The following is a 20,589-nucleotide window of genomic DNA, read 5'->3' as shown; positions in this document are numbered from 1 at the left end:
GTGATCGTCGATAATTCGGTACTAAGGAGAAGACGATATGGCATCGGAAAACGAAGTCGCGGAAAACGAAGCCACGGAAAACGAACAGGAGAAGCCAGCCGAGGCCGTGAAGAAGCCGACCGAGGCCGGTAAGAAAACGGCCGGGAAGAAGTCGGATTCCAGCTCCCGCCGTCCGCTCGGCGAGAACTTCCGCCGGTTCATGACCGACGGCTGGGCCGAACCGGACCGTACGGTCGAACCGCTGGCATCCAGCCGGTTCACGCCGGCACGGTGGCAGGCGATCGGCCGACGGTTCCCGGGGGAGCGGTTGGTGTTCCCGGCCGGCGCGCACAAGCAGCGGGCGAACGACCTCAACTACGCGTTCCGTCCCAACACCTCGTTCGCCTATTTCACCGGACTGGGGGAGGACTACGATCCCGATGCCGTGCTGGTGCTCGACCCGGTGGCCCCCGATTCCCCGGAGGCGAAACGGGGACTGACCCACACGCCCGCGCTGTACCTCCACCAGCCGGCCGACCACACCACGCGCGACTTCTACATGTCGGCCGAATACGGCGAATACTGGATCGGCCCGCGGCCCGGCCTGGCCGAGTTCGAGGCGATGACCGGCATCGAAACCCATGATCTGAGCCAGTTCGCCGACGCCGTGGCCAAGGACGTCGGCGCGGAGGGCGGCGTGCGGGTGCGCGTGATCCGTGAGGCCGATCCGCAGGCCAACACGGCGGTGGACGCGGCCCGTGCGGCCGGCGGATTCGACGATCCGGACGCCAACGCGGCCGACGACGCCGAACTGCATCAGGCATGCGCCGAGGTGCGCGTGATCAAGGACGACTATGAGATCGACCAGCTACGGCAGGCGGTGAAGGCCACCTACCACGGGTTCTGCTCGGTGCTGCGCCATCTGGACGAGGCGGTGGACACCCCGCGTGGCGAGCGCCTGATCGAGGGATGGTTCGACGCCAACGCCCGGTTCGAAGGCAACACCGTGGGCTACGACACGATCGTGGCCTCCGGTGACCACGCGCCCCGACTGCATTGGATGCGCAACAACGGCACCCCGCACGCCGGCGACCTGCTGCTCATGGACGCCGGCGTGGAGGTGAACGACCTGTACACGGCCGATATCACCCGTACGTTCCCACTGAACGGCCGGTTCACGCCGCTGCAGCGTCGCGTGTACGACGCGGTGTTCGACGCCCAGCAGGCCGCCTTCGACGCCTGCCGGCCGGGCGTGCCGTTCTCGGTGATCCACGACACCGTGATGCGGGTGACCGCCGAGAAGCTGCACGAGCTCGGGCTGCTGCCGGTGAGCGTGGAGGAGGCGCTAAGTCCGGAAGGCCAGCAGCACCGCCGTTGGCTCGCCTGCGGCGTGGGGCATCATCTCGGCCTCGACTGCCACGACTGCGCGCAGGCCAGGGACAGCGAATACTTCGACGCGGAACTGAAGCCCGGCATGGTGTTCACCATCGAGCCGGGACTGTACTTCCAGTCCGATGATCTGCTGGTGCCGCCGGAGTATCGCGGCATCGGCGTGAGGATCGAGGACGATGTGCTGATGACCGAGGACGGCCCCGAATGGCTCTCCTCGTATATTCCGCGCACCGCCGACGGCGTGGAGCAGTGGATGAAGGAGATGCGGGATACCGCGGAGACGAAGGGGGATCGGCGATGAGCGACTGGACCGGAGACTGGTATTTCGTACCCGGGTTCGCGGTACGCGACCACACGATCGACGTGCCGCTGGACTACGACGACGATGCGGCCGGACGGATCACGCTGTTCTATCGGGAGGTGACCGCGCCGGAGAAGCGTGGCGACGATCTGCCGCTGCTGCTGCACCTGCAGGGCGGACCCGGCGGCAAGGGGGAGCGGCCGATGACCGGCAGCGCCTGGCTGGAGGAGGCCGTGAAACGCTACCGGGTGATCATCCCCGACCAGCGCGGCACCGGCCGATCGACCCGGGTGGACGGTGCGGTGATCTCGCGGTTTCCCGATGCGCAATCCGCCGCCGGGTATCTCAGTCATTTCCTCGCCGACTCGATCGTGCGTGACTTCGAGCTGCTGCGGACGACATGCTTTGATGGTCGTCGCTGGCACACCATCGGTCAGAGCTACGGCGGATTCCTGACCCTCACCTATCTGTCGCTGTTCCCGGAAGGCCTGGCCTCTTGCCGCACGATGGGCGGCATCCCCGGTGTCCCGCCGAAGGCCGACGACGTCTACCGGCACACGTACCCGCGGGCCGCACGCAAGACCCGGCAGTTCTACGCACGCTACCCGCAGGACGTGGCGACGATGAGCCGGATCGCCGACCGTCTGGCCGAAGGCGACGTGCGACTGCCCAACGGCGACCCGTTCTCCGTGGCCCGGCTGCAGGGACTCGGCTCCGATTTGGGCATGCAGCCGGGATTCGAGCGATTGCACTGGCTGCTCGACGAGGCGTTCGACGCGGCCGGGGAACTCTCCTCGACGTTCCTGTATCAGGTGCTCGGTCGCACCTCCAACGCCGACAGTCCGCTGTACTGGACGCTGCAGGAATTCATCTACGGCAACGAGGACGACGGGCCGATCGACTGGGCCGCTCAGCGCGAACTGGCCAACCATCCCGAATTCGGGGAGGATCGCCGCCCGCTCATGCTGTTCGGCGAGATGGCGTTCCCCTGGATGTTCGACGAGATCAGCGAACTCAAGCCGTTCAAACCGGCCGTGGACCTGCTCATGCAGCGCGAGGTCTGGCCGAAGATCTACGACGTCGAGGCGCTCGCCGCCAACGAGGTGCCATTGCAGGCGCTGGTGTACTTCGACGACCTGTACGTCGACTCCGGCATCCAGCTCGACACCCTGAGCCGCGTCGGCAACGCGGAGGCGTGGGTGACCAACGAATACCAGCACGACGGGATCCGCCACTCCGGCGTCTTCACGCGGCTCGACACCCTGCTCGCCGAACGCGGCGCGTTCTGAGCGGTCATGATTCCTCACGCGGGCCGCCCGTCCCGTGTGAGGTCGACCCGAACAATGCTGTAATTGCAATGATTGCGGGTGGTTGCTCACGTGGGCCGGGCGTCCCGCGTGAGGGACTTGCTGGAATCTTCCTGCTGGATGATGCCATGCCGGTAATGGTGACGTCATGCCGGTAATGGTGACGTCATGCCGATGTGGCATCCAGTTCGATGGCGAATCCGGTTTGTGGTGACCTCCCGTAATGATTCATACGCAACGATTCGCCCGTCTGAGCCCCCTTCCCGAGGGGCTTTTTCGTTTGCGCAACCCCTATAAACACGATTTATGACGAGAGCGCTCACCGGGTGTTACGAACGGACTACAAATGGTCCGAGAACGGGCCGTGGGTTCACGTTCGTTTAACGCTCGAGCAAACAAACCGCCGCAAACCTCCTCTTTAATGATTGCCATCACAGCAAAGCCGAACGCCAATCCCACAGTCATCGTTCGGCCGAACTGATGGGTTTCATGAGCTATCAAGAGGAAGGGGGCTCATATGGAACCGCTGCTCGTCGTGCTCTCCGGATTGCCGATGACGCTGCTGATCACCGTCGCCGCCTTTGCGATCGGCGCGGTGCTCGGCGTCCCGATGGCACTCGGACTGCAGACCAAAGTGGCGCCGATCCGCTGGATCGTCCGTCTTGCCGTCGATCTGCTTCGCGGCATCCCGATGATCGTCTGGCTGTTCCTGCTGAAATTCGGCCTGTCCACGCCGACGTTCCGCATCACCGCACTGCAGGCCGCGATCTTCGGTCTGGGACTGATCTCCGCCGGCTATCTCGCCGACATCTACCGAGGCGGACTGCAGGCCGTGCCGAAAGGCCAGTACGAGGCCGCCGCCGCGCTGGGCATCCCCGGCACGGTGTCGTTCTTCGGCGTGATCGTGCCGCAGGCCGCCCACATCGTCAGCCCGTCCATCGCCACCTATGCGATCGGTCTGCTGAAGAACTCGTCGATCGCCTCCACCATCGCAGTCGCCGAAATGGTGTTCATGGCGCAAGGCTATGCGAAGCAGAACCTCAATTCGGTGGCCGGCGTCATGCCATACGCCATCGCCGGCGTGCTCTACATCCTGCTGAGCATCCCGGTGGCCATGCTGTCGCGCCGGCTCGACGCCAACCTCCGCAAGGCGGTGATCTGACATGGTACCCAAGGAACCGCTGCTGCAATTCTGGGCCGAAGGACTGCCGAACATGCTGCACGGCCTGCAGGTCAGTGCCTCGCTCGCCGGAGTCTCCATGCTCATCGGTCTGCCGCTCGGCCTGCTCTTCTGCATGATGGTGATGAGCCACAACCGATTCGTTTCGGCACTCGGCCTCGTCATCGTCGAAATCGGCCGCGGCATGCCCGCCCTGATCATCCTCTACCTCGTCTACTTCGGTCTGCCGAGCTTCGGTGTGCTGCTCGACAGCTTTCCCTCGGCCATCATCGCCCTCGCGTGGAACTACTCGTGCTACTGCTCCGAGATCTTCCGCGCCGGCATCCAGGCCGTCCCCGGCGGACAGAACGAGGCGGGCGACGCCCTCGGCCTCGACGGCCGCGTCACCTTCTTCTACGTGATCCTGCCTCAGGCGTTCCGATCCATCATCCCCGCGCTGCTCGGCCAGACCATCCTGCTGTTCCAGGACACCTCGCTGGCCTACACCGTCGCCGTGCCGGAACTGATGAAGGAGGCCTACACCTACGGCTCCACCACCTTCCAGTACCTGCGCGTCTTCGTGCTCGCCGGTATCTGCTACGCGGCGGTCACCCTGCCGGCCTCGTGGATCACCCGCTGGCTCGAACGCCGGCTCGCCCTGAGCTACTGAGCCGGAACCGCCGGGCCCGCGCGTCCCCCGCGCCCGCAATTCACATTCCATACGTATCCCGAAATCCCACAAACCCACAACAACCATAAGAGAGAGGAAATCGCCATGCGAATCTCACGAGTCACCAAGGTCATGGCCGCGGCCTGTGCCGCACTGATGAGCGTCACCGCGCTCGCCGCCTGCGGAGGCTCCGCAGGCTCGACGACCAGCGGGGCCAAGGACGGCTGTACCCCGTTGGTCTCCAACATCACCACGATCAAATCCGGCACGCTCACCGTAGGCGTGATCGACCAGCCGCCGTACTCCAGCTACAACGGCGGCAACCCCGAGGGCATGGACATCGACTTCATCAAGGAGATCGCCAAGGCCAACTGCCTTGACGTCGAATGGCAGCAGGCCTCCTTCGCCAACGCCATGCAGGCCATCTCCTCCGGTCAGATCGACACCGCCACCGGCGACATCAACGTGACCGAGAAGCGTATGCAGGCCGTGGACTTCCCCGCCTCGATCTACCTCGAAGGCGTGGGCTACGCGTCCAAGAAGGGCGTGGACGTCAAGACCATCGCCGACATCGACGCCAAGGGCATCAAGTCCATCGGCATCGGCGACGGCTACGGCTGGCTGGAAGACATGCAGAAGGTGTTCGGCGACAAGGTCAAGACCTATCCGAGTTCCGTGGAGATGAAGCAGGACCTCGAGGCCGGCCGAGTCGACATGATCATGGAGGCGTACGGCACCGCGGTCGACGAGTTCAAGAACGACAAGAACATCGTCGTCGAGTATGCGAACAAGAACCCCGACAAGCGCATCAACTCGCTGGTCGAGCCCCCGGAGGTCAGCTACCCGTACACCAAGGGCAACACCTCGCTGGGTGATGCCATGACCAAGGGCATCAAGCAGATCATCAAGGACGGCAAGGTCAAGACCACGCTGAAGAAGTACGGTCTGGACGAAGGCCTGGCCAAGATCCGCGACAAGCAGTACGTCGTGCCGATGAGCTGACGGCGCCGCGTTGCGACGACGTTGTGCTGGCGACGTTGCGCTGACGGTCGTCCGTGACACGTTGGAGCCATTCCGGTTCCGATCGGGGTCGCGGACCTCCGCCGGTGCGGCGCGGAACGATCCGCATACCCGCATATCCACATAGCCGGATTCGGCGCATCCGCATGGCCTTATCCGCATACCCGCATAGCTGTTCACAGGCAGAGAGGAACCACATCATGACACTGGCATCATTGGTATCGCAATCGGTGGCCGCGAAAGGCGCGGACGACGTCGATCACAGCAAATACATGATCGAACTGGGGGCCGTGGCCAAGTCGTACAACGGCAACAAGATCCTGCACGAGGTGTCGCTGCGCGTGGAGCGCGGCGAGGTGTGTTCGATCATCGGCCCCTCTGGCGCCGGCAAGTCCACGCTGCTGCGATGCATCAACCTGCTGGAGCAGCCCGATGACGGCAACATGGTGATCGACGGGCAGTTCGTGGACTTCACCGAGAACCTTGGCAAGAGCGATCTCATGGCCCTGCGACGCAAATGCGGCATGGTGTTCCAGCAGTTCAACCTGTTCCCGCATATGAGCGCGCTGAAGAACGTGGTGTTCCCGCAGATGCATGTGCTCGGCCGCAGCAAGGAGGAGGCCGAGGAGCGGGCCATGGAACTGCTCAAGCGCGTGGGACTGGAGGATCGGGCCGATCACAAGCCCTCGCAGCTTTCCGGCGGACAGCAGCAGCGCGTGGCGATCGCCCGTGCCCTGGCGCTCGACCCGGCCGTCATGCTGTTCGACGAGCCGACCTCGGCCCTCGACCCGGAGGTGAGCGGCGAGGTACTCAACGTGATGCGCGAACTGGCTGAAGGAGGCATGACCATGTGCGTGGTGACCCATGAGATGAGCTTCGCCCGCGACGTCGGCGATCATCTGGTGGTCATGGCCAACGGATCGATCATCGACGAGGGCGATCCGAAGGAGATCATGGCGCATCCGGTCAACGAGCGTACCCGGCAGTTCCTCAGCGCCGTCAACCGCTGAGTTTCCTCACATGGGCCGCCCGGCCCGCGTGACGTCAACCTGAACAACGTTGTCATTGCAGCGATTGCGGGTGGTTGCTCACGTGGGCCGCCCGGCCCGCGTGAGTGAATGCGGCCCGCGTGAGTGAATGCGGCCCGCGTGAATGCCTCCCTGCTTTGAGCCTGGCGGGGAGGTTTTCTTGTACTGTGTTCTATATGTTTCGGCGGTAACGTTGCGGTAACACAGGAAAATCCGACGTGTAACACGTCATCTTCTACTCTATAAATAGAACACGTTCTAGAACATTGAATATCGCTCCCTAGGCGTGTTCACCTACTTCGATCATCGTGAAGGAAACGAGGTGGAATCGCATGACTGCTCGAAAGCATCACATCATCGAATCCTCCCGGCTGTTCACCGACATTCCGGTGAAAACCCTGAGCAACCCCGATGCCGGCATCATCGACAAGGTGAAGGAATCCGGTCTGGTGGGCATGGGAGGCGCCGGCTTCCCCACCTTCAAGAAGCTCGCCTTCGGCAAGGGCTGCGAGACGGTGATCGCCAACGGCGCCGAATGCGAGCCCCTGCTGGAGCACAACAACGCCCGCATGGAAACCGACGCCGCCAAGGTGCTTTCCGGACTCACCCTCTCGATGAGGGCGGTGGGCGCCAAGCGCGGCATCGTGGCCATCAAGCCGAAGAACGCGCTCGCCGTACGCCGGCTGCAGGCCGTGCTCGACGCGGCCGCCGAAGGCTCGGCCGACTATGACATCGACCCGGACATCGAAATCGTCTTCCTCAAGGACCGTTACCCGGCCGGCGACGAACGCGCCATCGTCCGCGATGTGCTTGGCACCTTGCTGCCGCCCGACGCGATCCCCAGCGCCGCCTCCGCCGTGGTGATGAACGTCGAATCCCTGATGCGCGTGCACAATGCCGTGGTCGAGAATCTGGCCGTCACCACCAAGGACATCACCGTGGCCGGGCACATCGAAGGCAGCGGATTCCCCGACGACGTCAGCATCGTGGTCTACGACGTGCCGATCGGACTGAAGGTGCGCGACGTACTCGACGCCCTGCACGTCCACACGCCCACGCCGGACGAGCAGATCATGATCGGCGGGCCCTACATGGGCAGCCTCGGATCACTTGACAGCGAGATCGGCGAGACCTGCGGCGGCATCATCATCGCCGGTCCGGAGATCCCCGATCCCGGTCCGATGGGCATCATCGTCTGCGCCTGCGGCGCCAGCGAGGAGCGTCTCCGCGCGATCGTCGAGGCCAAGGGCGCCCCGCTCGTCGATGTGAGACTGTGCAAGAACGCCTGCCGTCTGCCCAACGGGCGACTCAAATGCCGCAATCCCGGCATCTGCCCCGGTCAGGCGCAGAACATCATCGCACTGAAGAAGGAAGGCGCCACAAGCGTCCTGATCTCCCACTGCACCGACTGCTCGAACACCGTGATGCAGGTGGCCCCCAAACTGGGCATGCGCGTGCACCACGCTACCGACGCGTTCATGCGGGCCGGCGACGAGCCGATCATCCGGGCCTTCCGCAAAACCGTGAAGGCCGCCTGAGTGCTTCGTCGGTCACCTCATCGGTCACCTCATCAGTCAGCCTACGGCTGCCAGCTTCCCCTCAAGGGGAAGCCGCCACGGGTCGAAAGTCCTGCCTTCCCCTTGAGGGGAAGGTGGCCGGCTTCGCCGGTCGGATGAGGTGACCGGCGGGGCTTCGTTCGTCCACCTCATCAGTCGGCATCCGCCGACAGCTTCCCCTCAAGGGGAAGCCCACACATCTGTCATACGTATCAATCACAACAACCAAGGGAAAGGAAACGAAATGTCGCTATCTCAGGAAACGCTGGAGGCGCACCTCAACGACCCGGCCGTGCTGTGCTGCCGTCGTCCCGCCGGAACCGTGCTGAGCGCCGCCGACTTCGAGGATCCGACCATCTTCCCCGATCTGGTCGACTCCAACCTCATGACCCTCAAGGAGGGCGGCCTGACCATCAAGCAGGCCCTCGGCGCCACGCTGATCAACGACGGCGAGGCCCTCACCCAGCTCACCCCCGAACTGCTCGACGGCATCGCCGCCGATGAGCCCGAACCGGCTGAGTCCGAACCGGCTGAACCGGAGCCGTCCGACTCCGCAGAGCCCGCCGACGAGTCTTCCTGCTGCTGTTCCGCGGCTCCCGCACCGGCTCCCGCGGTCACCACGTCCGACGGTTACGTGCACCTGCACCTCGACAAGGCCGAAGGCCTCGATCTGAGCTTCCCGGTCGGTGCCGTCTCCGGCGCCCCGGTGCCGCCCGCCGCTCCCGTCGCCCCCGCTCCGGCCCCGGCCGAGCCCGAGGACGAGACGCCGGCTGACCGCGTGTTGCGCACCCTGGTCAAGAAGGACTACCCGGTCACCAAGGTCGTGCTCGGCGACGCCACGTCATACGCCGACGGCGTGCTCACCATCGACAAGTCGCTGGTCGAGGCCGCGAAGAAGGCCGACCCGCTGGTCAAGGACGTGACCATGGAGGTCATCGACCCGTCCGACCGCCACGTCTACTCCAACACCATCATGGACGTCATCCCCGTGGCCGCCAAGGCCGAGGGCAAGCTCGGCGAGGGCGTGACCAACGTGCTCTCCGGCGCGGTCTTCGTGCTCACCGGCATGGACGAGGCCGGCGTGCAGGTCCACGAGTTCGGCTCCTGCGAAGGCTACATGGACGAGAAGATCCGCTACGGCCGCCCCGGCTGCCCCGACGAGAACGACATCATGATCCGCGTGGACGTGAAGATCGAGAAGGGCACCGGCATGGAGCGCCGCGGACCGTTCGCTGCCCACAGCGCCGTCGACGTGATCGTCCACGCCTGCCGCGAGGCGATCAAGGACCTCTCCGGCGTCAAGCCCGTCAAGGAGGAGACCTTCAAGGACGTGCGCCGCTCCGGCAAGCCGCGCGTGGTGCTGGTCAAGGAGATCATGGGCCAAGGCGCCATGCACGACAACCTGCTCGTGCCCAGCGAGCCCTGCGGCGTCAAGGGCGGCCAGAAGAACGTCGACCTCGGCAACGTGCCGGTGGTCCTCAGCCCCAACGAGGTGCTCGACGGCGGCATCCACGCCCTCGCCTGCATCGGACCGGCCACCAAGGAGATCACCCGCCACTTCTTCCGCGAGCCGATGGTCGAGGCCCTGCAGACCGACGAGGAGCTGGACCTGACCGGCGTGGTGTTCATCGGATCCCCGCAGGTCAACGACGAGAAGACCTTCGTCTCCGAGCGACTCGGCGCGCTGATCGAGGCCATGGAGGTCGACGGCGCGATCGTCACCACCGAGGGCTTCGGCAACAACCACATCGACTTCTCCGAGAACATCGCCGCCATCGGTTCCCGTGGCGTGCCGGTCGTCGGCGTCACCTTCGCCGCCTACCAGGGCCAGCTGGTCGTCGGCAACAAGTACATGGACGCGATGATCGAGCTCAACAAGGACCCGGAGGGCTTCGAGAACGAGATCCTCGCCGACAACACCACCACCCCCGAGGACGCCGCCCGCGCGATCCTCATGCTCAAGACCAAGATGGCCGGCATCCCGATCGAGCCCGCCGAGCACAAGTGGGACGAGTCGGTGATCGAGGCCAACAAGAAGCTCGTCTGAGCCGTTCGCCCCGCTCTGGGGCACCGTCGTGAACAAGACTAAGGAGACGTAGGATGCAGGTAGAACTCAGGCCCCTCAAACTCAAGGGCGTCATCAAGGAAGTCACCGAAGTGGGCGTGCGCATCGGAGTCAACGGGCGCATGGGCGTGCTCTCGCTGCCGCTGCGGCTGATCTACACCGACAAGCCGCTTGCGGTCGGTCAGGAGTGCGAGTTCTACCTCAGCTACGTCAACGTCCTCTGATCGCGTTCACGTCATATCTCGTTCAAGGCATACAGCACATCATCAGTACATCAAAGGAGCCATCATGCCAACCAAGTTCAAGCTGACCACGGCCAAGGGCCTGAAGTCCGAAATCTACGTGCCCATCACCCCCAAGCCGGTGTGGACCCCGCTCACCAAGCCGCTGAGCGAATGCAAGGTCGCCTTCATCACCTCCGGCGGCATCCACAAGAAGGACCAGACCCCGTTCAACACGGCTGGCGACTGGAGCTACCGCGAGATCCCGTCCGACACCCCGTCCGACGAGCTCATGGTCACCCACGGCGGCTTCGACAACTCCGACATCAACAAGGACGTCAACGCCATGCTCCCGATCGACCGCCTGCGCGAACTGGTCAAGGAGGGCTTCATCGGCTCCCTGGTGCCCACGTTCTTCGGCTTCATGGGCGGCGGCGGCAACGTCGACAAGTTCGAGCACGTCACCGGTCCGGAGATCGCCAAGAAGCTCAAGGCCGAAGGCGCCGACATCGTGCTCGCCACCGGCGGCTGCGGCACCTGCCACCGCTCCTGCACGCTGGTGCTGCGCTGCTGCGAGGCCGAAGGCATGAGCACCTGCATCATCGCCGCGCTGCCTCCGATCGCCCGACAGCAGGGTGCCCCGCGCATCACCGCGCCGCTCGTGCCGATCGGCTCCAACGCCGGCGAGCCGAACAACCCGCAGATGCAGATGGGCATCCTCAAGGACACCCTCAACGCCATGGAGGAGTTCGACCACTTCGGCCAGATGAAGGCCCTGCCCTACGAGTACCGCCACAACGTCTGACCGCCTCCGCGGCCCGAGCGCCCAACGGCCATCGGCGATTCCAGCCTGCGAAACGGCGTGACAGGAAGGAGCGGTTTATCATGGAGTCTGCACTTCTTTCCGCAATCAGTTTCGAAAGGCAGGGCTCGTCGATGGCACGAGACGCGCGAGGCAGCATCATCGATGCCTCTTGGGAGCTCTTCAAGGAGAAGGGCTTCGAGAAGACCACGATCGATGACATCATCGCCAAAGCCGGCATCGCCAAAGGCACGTTCTACCACCACTTCCAGGGCAAGTCCGCGCTGCTGAGCACGCTGAGCGACGTGTTCGACGAGAAGTACCGCGAGATGGACTCCGACCTCGACCCCGAAGGCTCGGCGGTCGAACAGATCGAATACCTCAACGTGCAGATGTTCGGCTGGATCGAACAGCATGTGCCGGTCGAGCTGCTCAGCGCCCAGCTGGCGTCGCAGCTCAACGAGCGTGGAGACCGGTCGCTGGTCAATCAGGACCGCTTCTATTTCGCCATCCACCGCAAGCTCGTCGCCCGCGGTCAGGAACGCGGCGAAATCACGCGGGACTACTCCACGCACGACATCGTCCGCCTCTACGCGATGGCGGAGCGATCGATGCTCTACGACTGGTGCCTGCATCAGGGTGCCCAGCCGCTGGTGGGCGAACCCACCAGAATCGTCGCCGAAGTGCTCGCCCGCTTCGTACGACGCATATAGATCCCGGATCGATTCCGGGACTCCGGAACTTCCGAACGGTTCGGATCTGCCGGACCGTCGATCGGCTCCCCTCGCCGGATGTGCGCCAAACGGCATATGCCGAGCAAGGCATGGCATATGCCAAGCACCATAGGGGAGTCATCATGACACTTACCGATATCCCGACTACCGATATCCCGGCCGTCGCCTCCGATGCGGCGATCGATTTCCACACCAAGGCGCTCGCCGCCGCCCGCGGCGTGCTCGACGACGCGATGTTCAGCAACAGTCCGACGCTGACCACCGTCGAATCCCACACCCAGGGCGAACCCACCCGCATTCTGGTGAACGGCCTGACCGCGCTCGACACCGAGCCCAGCGCCATCGCCGTGCGCGACAAGCTCATCAACGAATACGACGACGTGCGCAAGATCCTCATGCTCGAGCCCCGCGGCCACCGCGACATGTTCGGCGCGATCCTGTTCAAGCCCACCCGTCCCGACGCCGATCTGGGCGCGGTGTTCACCGATTCGGGCGGCTACCTCAACATGTGCGGCCACGGGTCGATCGGCGTCTCCACATTCGCCGTGGAATCCGGCCTCGTCACCGGCAAATACGATTCCTTCGCCGAGATCGAGAACGACGACATCGACGTGCATCTCGACACCCCGGCCGGCCTGATCACCGTCACCGTGCATGTGCGCGACCATCAGGTCGAGAACGCCACGCTGACCAACGTGCCGGCGTTCGTGGCGATCGACCCGGTCACCATCCACGTGGACGAGCCGGGCGTGCCGGTGCATGACGTCACCGCCACGATCTCGTTCGGCGGCAGCTTCTTCACACTGGTCGACTTCGATTCGCTCGGCCTCGGCCACGACATCGACGCCGCGCACTCGCAGGAGATCGCCGACGTGGGCATGGCGATCCTCAGGGCCGCGCGCGAGCAGATCGACGTGCGGCATCCGCTGGTCGACATCCGCGGTGTGGATCTGGTGGAATTCGGTCAGTTCGACAAGAAGACCGGCCATTACCGCAACGGCGTGGTGTTCGGCGGACGGCAGGTGGACCGTTCCCCTTGCGGCACCGGCACCAGCGCCAAGCTCGCCACGCTGGTGGCGCACGGCGAGATGGAGATCGGAGAGACCCGCGTGTTCGAGTCGATCACCGGATCGAAGTTCCTCGGCTGCCCGGCCTCGCGCACCTCGGTCGCCGGCTACGACGCCGTTGTCCCGCAGATCACCGGCAAGGCCTTCATCACCGGAGTTAGCACCTTCCGCCTCGACGCCACCGACATCTACCCCCACGGCTTCCTGGTGTGAGTGGGTTCGCGGTGTGGTCGGTTTCCCGGTGTGACCGGCCGATGCGGACTCTCGTCCTGCCTTCCCCTTGGAGGGGAAGGTGGCCGGCGTATGCAGGTCGGATGAGGTGACTGGAACCCGGATTTTTGATGTAAGCACTCACATGCTCCCGCCGGCGGGAGCTGTCCGCCCCGGGCGGACTGAGGGTGGTCGAGTCGCCTTCCTCTCAATTGCCTTCCTCTCCCGATGGATCGGAATGCGAAAACCCTGATTCCGCGGTCGAATCCATCGGATTTCGTCGATATCCGATGGATCGGAACGCAAAAACGCCCGATGTGCAGTCCGATCCATCGAAATCCGTTTTCCGTGATTCCGAGATCGTTGCAATCATGCGGTTTCTACGGACCAGCGATCTCGACCATGATGGAGAGGACCGCATTTCGCGTGAAATGCACCGTAATCCATCGGAGATCAGTGATCTCTTCCGTATGTCGGAATCTCAGACTTTCTGTATCTCAAATGGCGGTCAAGCCGTTCCCTGTTCTCCGGGTGAATGTGCGGATAGCGTGCCATGGTCGCACGCACCTCGTCCACGTCAAACATTGGTTATGCTCCTTTCCTCAATGCTTGTTCCTATGTTTTCTCCAGAGATATGCTGGCTGTATTTCCGCAGGAAATACGGTGCTGGCCAACCCCTGTCTTTTGATAACGCCGACCCTGACGTTCTTCCACGTACCCCAGATAATATGTCCGTCTGGGGCGTTCCGATTCTGATTGACCCCTGCACCCTTCCTTGGCCAATCCGTTCACGAGCGGCCGTTTTTCGGGCTCTTTATGAACGGGTGGGCCAAGGAAGGTTCTTCGTGAACGGTTTGGCCAAGTAATCCCGTTTCATGATCGGCTCGGCCGGTTTCGGCTAGGTAATGGTGATCAGGATGGCCGATCGGCCGGCGAAATTCACCGGATCAACGCGAATGCCTTCGCCCCTGCGGCGTGATGCCGGGAGCGAGGGCGGAGGTAGGCCTTCCCCTTGAGGGAAGGTGGCCGGCGCATGCCGGACGGATGAGGTGACGGGCGTAGTTCATGGGTGCTTCGTCCCATGCCCTCATCAGTCAGCTACGCTGACAGCTTCCCCCAGAGGGGGAAGCCGAGGAAACGAAGCTACAGGCCGCGGCGGGGGATCTTTTCGTCCCAGTCGCGGCGGAAGGAGTCCTCGCCGTTGATCTTCACGGTCATGAAGCCCTTGAGATAGAAGAAGTCGCGGTCCGAGGTCTGGGTGACGACGATGTCGGCGTCGGTGAGCCAGCCGTCGCGACCGTTCTTCATCTTCTGGGTGATTGTGTACTTCGCCGACAGCGGGTCCTTGTTCGACAGGGTCAGCTCGCGCTTGAGATTGTGCTCCACCACGGTGCCGATCTCGTCGAAGCGGTACACGCCCTCGCCGAACACGCCGCCCACGCCGTCGGTGATCGACGTCCACGAATCATGGACCAGATCATAGGTGATCGTACGATCCACATGACCGGGGGAGAGCTCGGTGGTGGGGGTCAGCGGCGCGCACTGGGCGTCCGGATCCGGTCCGTCGCAGTCCTTGCCGCTGAACACGGGCAGCGTGAGCCTAGCGGTGGCAAGGTCAAGCGACAGCGTGGCCAGTTCCGGCGACGGCCAGAACATCGGCCAGAACGAATTCGCCAGCGAAAGGCGGATCCGATGGCCCTTCGGGAACCGGTGCGCGCACACGTCCAGGCCGACGAAGGCATCCACCTGCTCGCCCGGCGTGAGCTCGACGATGATGTCCTGCCCCTGCAGATGCGTGAGGTTCATCACGCCGTAGGAGACGCGCGTCACCGCACCGTCGGGCGCCACGTCGGAGATCTGCGCGAACAGCATGCTCACCGGCTTGTCGCTTGACAGCTTCACGTCAAAGCGCGGGTAGCCCAGGATCTCCAGATCGTCGTCGAGCACCGCGGAATCGAACGTCATGGCCATGCCGTCGTCCATGCGCTGATCGGCCGGGCTCTCGCCGGGCACGCCAGCGCCCATCCACTCGTTGGCGGTCAGACCGTGATTCGGCAGCGTGCATAGCTGAACGATCTCCGGGGCCTTCTCGTCACCGTCCGCGGTACCCGCCTCGTCCGCCGTGGTATCTGCCGCATTCGCGATGCCCAGCAGCCGGCCGTACGTCAGACCCAGCTCCCTGCCGCTCACGTCGGCGGACGGCCATGAGTCCACGCCCACCCAGCGACCGCGGCTCACCGGGTGCACGGTCTCCGGCGGCATGGAATCCTCCAGCCACACGCGGGCCATCGGACCGTCCAACGTGTCGTTGTCGATGCCGCGCAGCCACTTGTCCCACCATTTCACGGCCTCGCCGAGGAAGTTCACGGCCGGACCGGGGTAGCCGTCATGCGCGAACACATGCGCCCACGGGCCGATCCACGCCTTGCGCGGCACGCTCAGCCCCTCCATCAGCGTGAGCACCGTGTTGGTGTAGGCGTCGGCCCAGCCGTCGATCGCGAACACCGGCACGGTGATCGCCGAATAGTCCTCGCACACCGACCCGTGCTTCCAGTAGTCGTCGCGCGTGGGATGCTCCATCCACAGCTGCGGCCACAGCGGCATTTCGTTGAGGCGGCGGAGCGTCTCCTCCTTCCAGGTGTCCGGCTTGATGTCGCTGTCGACCGCGCGGCTCTGATAGGCGAGCATGATGTTGCCCCACCAGAAGTTGTCGTTGAGCAGACACCCGCCCTTGTAGTGGATGTCCTGATTGAACCGGTCATCGGTGAAGCCCACGCAGATGATCGCGCGCAGTGCCGGCGGGCGCAGCGCCGCCACCTGCAGCGAATTGAAGCCGCCCCACGACTTGCCCATCATGCCCACGTTGCCGTCGCACCACGGCTGGCGGCTGATCCAGTCGATCGACTCCACCGCGTCGTCCTGCTCCTGCTGCAGGTATTCGTCCCTGAGCAGACCGTCCGACTCGCCGGCGCCGCGCATGTCCACGCGCACCACCGCGTATCCGTGACCGGCGAAGTAGCCGTGCATCGGCTCGTCGCGGCCGCGCATGCCGTCGCGCTTGCGGTAGGGGATGTACTCCATGATCGCCGGCACCGGCTTGTCGGTCTTCGGCATCCACAGACGGGCGGACAGCTTCGTACCGTCCTTCATCGGCACCCAGATGTTCTCGGTCACCTCCCAGTCGTAGGGGAAGTCCTCCTTGGCCAGCACCCGCTTGGCCGGGGCCGTGGTTTCGTCACTCATGATGTTGCTCCTTTGCTTGGTGATTGTTGCTTGATGGTTGGTTGATTGATGATCGTCTGACTGATCGGTTTGTGATGACCGGTCGGTCCGGTGTAATCGGTCGGTCCGGTGTGGTCGATCAGTCCGGTGTGACTAACTGACTGATCACGGCCGTCCGGTCAGCCCAGTTGGGCCTGCGGCTTGCCAGCGACCGAACCGGTGGTGACGGTCGCAGCCGATCCGGAAACCGGTCCCTTGGTGACGGACGCCACCAGCACCGTGTCCTCCTTGGCGGCGGCTCCGGCGGCCCGATCGGCCCGGGCCTTCGCCTCGCGCTCGCGGATCTGCTGCTGCTTGTACCGCCTGCCGAAGGTGTTGGTCCACAGCACCGAGAGGGCCAGACCGATCACGGTCATGGCGATCATAAAGCCGAAGTAGATGAAGTAGCCGGTCGATCCGGCGTACTTGTCGAGCGTGACGCCGGCCAGCAGCGGGCAGAGCACTTCGGGCAGGTAGCCGACCGTGGAGACCACGCCGACCGCGAACCCGTAGACGCCCAGCGGCACGCCGCCCTCGGTGAGGAACGAGTAGAGCAGACCGTAGTTGGAGAAGACGCCGAAGTACACGATCGAGCAGGCGAACACCAGCATGACCATCTGCGCGGTGCCGCTCATGCGCAGCACGAGGAAGAGCAGTGCGGTGCCGAGACCCATGAGGATGTAGCCGCCGGTCATGGCGTTGCCGCGGCCGATGCGATCGGCGAGAAAGCCTCCGCCGGGTGCAGCGAACGGGCGCACGTACTGCTGCCACGCCGAAACCATGGCGGCCACGACGGCGGTGGTGCCGACGATGTTGCTGGAGAACGGGGCGAAGTAGAAGATCGACATGCGGATCGAATAGGTGGTGAACACCATCAGGATGATGAGCCACAGGGCGGGCATGCGCAGCAGGGCCAGTGCGCTGTGCAGGGTGAGGCCGGAGTCCTTGGCGTCGGCGGATTCCTCGGCCGCGGTTTCGGCGGCGTCGGCTTCGGCCTTGGCGGTGCCGGTGTTGGCGGAGGCTTCCGCTGCGGAGGTCTGGGCGGCGGCTGACTGTGCCGCGGCTGACTGCGCGGTGGCGGCCTTGGGCTCCTTGATCAGGAACGCGAAGATCACGGCGAGGATCAGCGGGGCCACCGAGTAGAACACGATGATCCACCGGATGCCCAGTGCGGGCAGGGTCCTGGCCTGGAAGAAACCGAAGATCGCGGTGGCGACGGCCAGATGCGCGGCGCCGAATACGCCTCGGCCGCCTTCGAAGATGCCGTAGACGCGGCTCTGCTCGTCCTCGATGCCCTGCATGCGGGTGATCTTCATCAGGGCGGGCCAGAAGGTGAGCAGCGAGGTGACGCCCCACAGCAGGTAGATGGCCACCAGCATGTGGAAGTCGGTGATGAACAGGTGCAGGAAGCCGCCGAGGCCGGTGGCGGTGAGCGAGAAGATCATGAGCTTCTTCGCGCCGAACTTGTCGGCGAGGATGCCGCCGATGGCGTACGAGAAGACGCCGAGCAGACCGTAGGCGCTGCCGAGCGCGCCGATCTGCGTGTTGGTCAGATGGTACATCTGCTGATACGCGTCGTAGTAGTAGGTGCGGAAGTACGGCAGTCCGTAGATGATCGAGCCGGCGAATGACAGCAGGATCAGTGTGACGATGTTGTGCTTGAGTCCTATGGCATGTTCCTTGATGGCGTTCATATTCACCCTCCCGGATGAGGCGGTATGGATATGATGTAATAAACATGATTAGTTTGTAATCATGATTACCGAAGCATTTCCGGTCAGTTACATGGTGTGGTTTGCGGTTACATGACCGATCATTCGCAGGGAGACAATACTGGCGACACAAGGGGGCACAATGGTATCGCGGCCCTCGGTGGTATCGGGGGATGCCGGCCGTTCGCAAGGGAAGTCACGGGAATTCGCGGGGGGCTTGTCAGGGTACGGAAGCAGTGGTACGGAAGGGAGCCATCATGAACATGAGCGGTCGTGACCGACGGCGGCAGCGCACGCTGGTCGCGTTCATCTCGTCGGCGCAGCGGATCATGGAGGACAAGGGACCGGACCGGGTCACCATCCGCGACGTGGCCGCCGACGCCGGATACAACAGCGCCACGCTGTACCTGTACTTCAGTGATCTCGACCAGCTGATCCTCTACGCGTCGCTCAAATACCTGAGCATGTACAACCGGGCGGTGGTCGAACGGCTGACGGACTGCCATAGCGATCAGGAACGGCTCTTCGTCACCTGGGAGGTGTTCTGCGAGGTGTCCGACCGGCATCCGGAGGCGTTCGAACGCATCTTCTTCGGCGCGCACAGCCAGTCGCTCACCGACATCTGCGAACAGTACTATCGGCTGTTTCCCGAGGAACGGCAGGCCCCCGAAGAACTGGCGCTGTCGCCGATCTTCTCCTCGTTCTCCCTGTTGGAGCGCAACCTGCTCGTGCTGCGGCCGCTGTGTTCGGGGATGGATGAGCAGCGTATGCAGGTGATCAACGAACTCATGGTGTTCGGCTATGCCGGTCTGCTGCACCGCCGCATCGAGGAGAAGCGCGCCGGATTCGACGGCGAGCCGCTCGCCACGCGCTTCCGCGAATATCTGGACTATCTCACCGCAGAACTGCCGGCCGAGTGACTGTCTGCCTACGGCTGATCGTCGGTCTGCAGCTGGGGGAAGTCGAGTTATCCACATTTTTCAGGAGGCGCTTTCCTTGTGTGGGGAATCCTCCTAGCGTGAGAGTCGTGAATGATCAATCGATAACGGTGCGGCATCTTACCGCGGCGAAGTATCAAAGGGCGCAGGTCTGTGCCGAAGTTCAGAGCGGAACGAAAGCCGGATTGGTGTACGACCTGTGCACTGCATTGGAGCTGCAATCCGTGGAGCTTCCGATGGAGCATGTGCTGGATAAGCGGCGTCTTCATGTCGCGGTTCGGGGCGGTGGCGGTAAGAGAAACCTGCGCGGTGTCGCCTTTCATCGGTATTCGAGGCCGTTCGACGAGGTGTTGGTGGATCGGCGGTTTCGATGCGTGGCACTGCCGGATGTGTGGATGCATTACGCGGCGGTGCTGTCGCTGGAAGAACTCGTGGTGTTGACCGATTGTCTGATGCGTCGCGATGGTCGACTGCACCGGGTGGGGTTGGAAACGCTGATCGCCGAGTTCGAAAGCGTCGAGGGGCGATTCGACGGCAAGCGGAAATGTCGTCAGGCGCTGAGGCTCGCCCGTGAGGGGACGGACTCCTCGTATGAGACACGGCTGAGGCTTGTCCTGATGATGTACGGATTGCCGTGCCCGGAGGTGAACTATCCGGTGTCATGCGGTGGTGCGGGGAAGCGCGGGTACTTTCTCGATATGGCGTATCCCGAATGGATGATCGCCATTGAATATGACGGCGAACACCATGGGCGGCAGTGGAAACAGGACAACGGCCGGCGAGAGGCGCTGGAAAACATGGGTTGGTCGGTCATCAAGGTGTTCTATGAGGATCTTCGCGATGAGGCGGCTCGTGCCGCTCTGGTCGAACGGGTGGCGTTGAGGATCAGGCAGAAGACGGGAATCGCTCTGCCGCTTGTTCGTAGGAGCGTGGAGCGATTGGCCGATGGACGCTCATGGCGTTATGGCACGTTGCAGTGCCGATGAGCGATCTCGGACGGCTTGCGAATGCTAACTCCATTCTGTGGGGCGGATTTGCCGGCTTGCAGACACCTATCTGCGTTCTGAGGGTCGTTGAGACGGCGAAACCGATCTATGAACGTTGACATTGCAACGACGATACATGGGATATCGCCATTGAATGACCCCAAGAATGGAGATAGATGTC

At 63.6% G+C, this 20,589-nt stretch carries 16 protein-coding genes; 14 read left to right on the top strand and 2 right to left on the bottom strand.

From position 1 onward, the window contains the following. Positions 1-37 precede the first annotated feature (37 nt). The 12 genes from CSQ87_RS08915 to CSQ87_RS08860 all read left to right on the top strand — a co-directional run bounded on the left by CSQ87_RS08915 (position 38) and on the right by CSQ87_RS08860 (position 13,514). Positions 38-1,672 carry an aminopeptidase P family protein gene (locus CSQ87_RS08915; RefSeq protein WP_100513529.1) on the top strand — a complete coding sequence of 545 codons (1,635 nt, stop codon included), beginning with the start codon at positions 38-40 and terminating at the stop codon, positions 1,670-1,672. Then, positions 1,669-2,961, top strand: a complete 1,293-nt coding sequence (locus CSQ87_RS08910; RefSeq protein ID WP_100513528.1) for an alpha/beta fold hydrolase — start codon at positions 1,669-1,671, stop codon at positions 2,959-2,961. Before CSQ87_RS08915 ends, CSQ87_RS08910 begins: the two co-directional genes overlap by 4 nt. Before the next feature lie 535 nt (positions 2,962-3,496). Further along, the gene (locus CSQ87_RS08905; RefSeq protein WP_100513527.1) at positions 3,497-4,141 is read left to right on the top strand and encodes an amino acid ABC transporter permease; all 645 of its coding nucleotides are present in this window, start codon (positions 3,497-3,499) and stop codon (positions 4,139-4,141) included. Position 4,142: 1 nt separating this feature from the next. Continuing rightward, on the top strand, positions 4,143-4,808 hold the full coding sequence (locus tag CSQ87_RS08900; RefSeq protein WP_100513526.1) for an amino acid ABC transporter permease: 666 nt from the start codon (positions 4,143-4,145) through the stop codon (positions 4,806-4,808). 105 nt (positions 4,809-4,913) lie between these two features. Then, positions 4,914-5,810 carry a substrate-binding periplasmic protein gene (locus tag CSQ87_RS08895; RefSeq protein ID WP_100513525.1) on the top strand — a complete coding sequence of 299 codons (897 nt, stop codon included), beginning with the start codon at positions 4,914-4,916 and terminating at the stop codon, positions 5,808-5,810. A gap of 218 nt (positions 5,811-6,028) precedes the next feature. After that, the gene (locus CSQ87_RS08890) at positions 6,029-6,838 is read left to right on the top strand and encodes an amino acid ABC transporter ATP-binding protein (RefSeq protein ID WP_100513524.1); all 810 of its coding nucleotides are present in this window, start codon (positions 6,029-6,031) and stop codon (positions 6,836-6,838) included. A 350-nt stretch (positions 6,839-7,188) separates the two neighbouring features. Further along, positions 7,189-8,394 carry a proline reductase-associated electron transfer protein PrdC gene (locus CSQ87_RS08885; RefSeq protein WP_100513523.1) on the top strand — a complete coding sequence of 402 codons (1,206 nt, stop codon included), beginning with the start codon at positions 7,189-7,191 and terminating at the stop codon, positions 8,392-8,394. A 262-nt stretch (positions 8,395-8,656) separates the two neighbouring features. Continuing rightward, positions 8,657-10,459, top strand: coding sequence for a D-proline reductase (dithiol) proprotein PrdA (gene prdA / locus CSQ87_RS08880; protein ID WP_100513522.1), 1,803 nt, complete (start codon positions 8,657-8,659; stop codon positions 10,457-10,459). Positions 10,460-10,512: 53 nt separating this feature from the next. Then, a complete protein-coding gene (locus CSQ87_RS08875; protein ID WP_100513521.1) occupies positions 10,513-10,701 on the top strand; it encodes a CBO2463/CBO2479 domain-containing protein in 189 nt (62 codons plus the stop codon). A 64-nt stretch (positions 10,702-10,765) separates the two neighbouring features. Next, the gene (gene prdB, locus CSQ87_RS08870) at positions 10,766-11,503 is read left to right on the top strand and encodes a D-proline reductase (dithiol) protein PrdB (RefSeq protein WP_100513520.1); all 738 of its coding nucleotides are present in this window, start codon (positions 10,766-10,768) and stop codon (positions 11,501-11,503) included. Positions 11,504-11,583: 80 nt separating this feature from the next. Beyond that, on the top strand, positions 11,584-12,213 hold the full coding sequence (locus tag CSQ87_RS08865) for a TetR/AcrR family transcriptional regulator (RefSeq protein ID WP_100513519.1): 630 nt from the start codon (positions 11,584-11,586) through the stop codon (positions 12,211-12,213). Between the two features lie 143 nt (positions 12,214-12,356). After that, positions 12,357-13,514: a proline racemase family protein gene (locus tag CSQ87_RS08860; protein WP_100513518.1), complete on the top strand. Its 1,158-nt coding sequence runs from the start codon at positions 12,357-12,359 to the stop codon at positions 13,512-13,514. A gap of 1,140 nt (positions 13,515-14,654) precedes the next feature. On the opposite strand, the gene CSQ87_RS08855 is transcribed toward CSQ87_RS08860, so the two are convergent. Next, on the bottom strand, positions 14,655-16,754 hold the full coding sequence (locus CSQ87_RS08855) for a CocE/NonD family hydrolase (RefSeq protein WP_100513517.1): 2,100 nt from the start codon (positions 16,752-16,754) through the stop codon (positions 14,655-14,657). Between the two features lie 158 nt (positions 16,755-16,912). Further along, a complete protein-coding gene (locus CSQ87_RS08850; protein WP_100513516.1) occupies positions 16,913-18,466 on the bottom strand; it encodes an MFS transporter in 1,554 nt (517 codons plus the stop codon). Between the two features lie 275 nt (positions 18,467-18,741). On the opposite strand from CSQ87_RS08850, the gene CSQ87_RS08845 reads away from it, so the two are divergent. Both CSQ87_RS08845 and CSQ87_RS08840 read left to right on the top strand, forming a co-directional pair. Then, entirely contained in the window at positions 18,742-19,404 is a 663-nt protein-coding gene (locus tag CSQ87_RS08845; protein WP_165776813.1) for a TetR/AcrR family transcriptional regulator, read from the top strand. A 107-nt stretch (positions 19,405-19,511) separates the two neighbouring features. Then, a complete protein-coding gene (locus tag CSQ87_RS08840; protein WP_133122383.1) occupies positions 19,512-20,408 on the top strand; it encodes a DUF559 domain-containing protein in 897 nt (298 codons plus the stop codon). The last annotated feature ends 181 nt before the right edge of the window (positions 20,409-20,589 follow it).

The sequence above is a fragment of the Bifidobacterium simiarum genome, assembly GCF_002802905.1.
GTDB lineage: Bacteria > Actinomycetota > Actinomycetes > Actinomycetales > Bifidobacteriaceae > Galliscardovia > Galliscardovia simiarum.
Note: the sequence above shows the minus strand (reverse complement) of the source record. Positions and strands in the feature narration are given on the sequence as shown.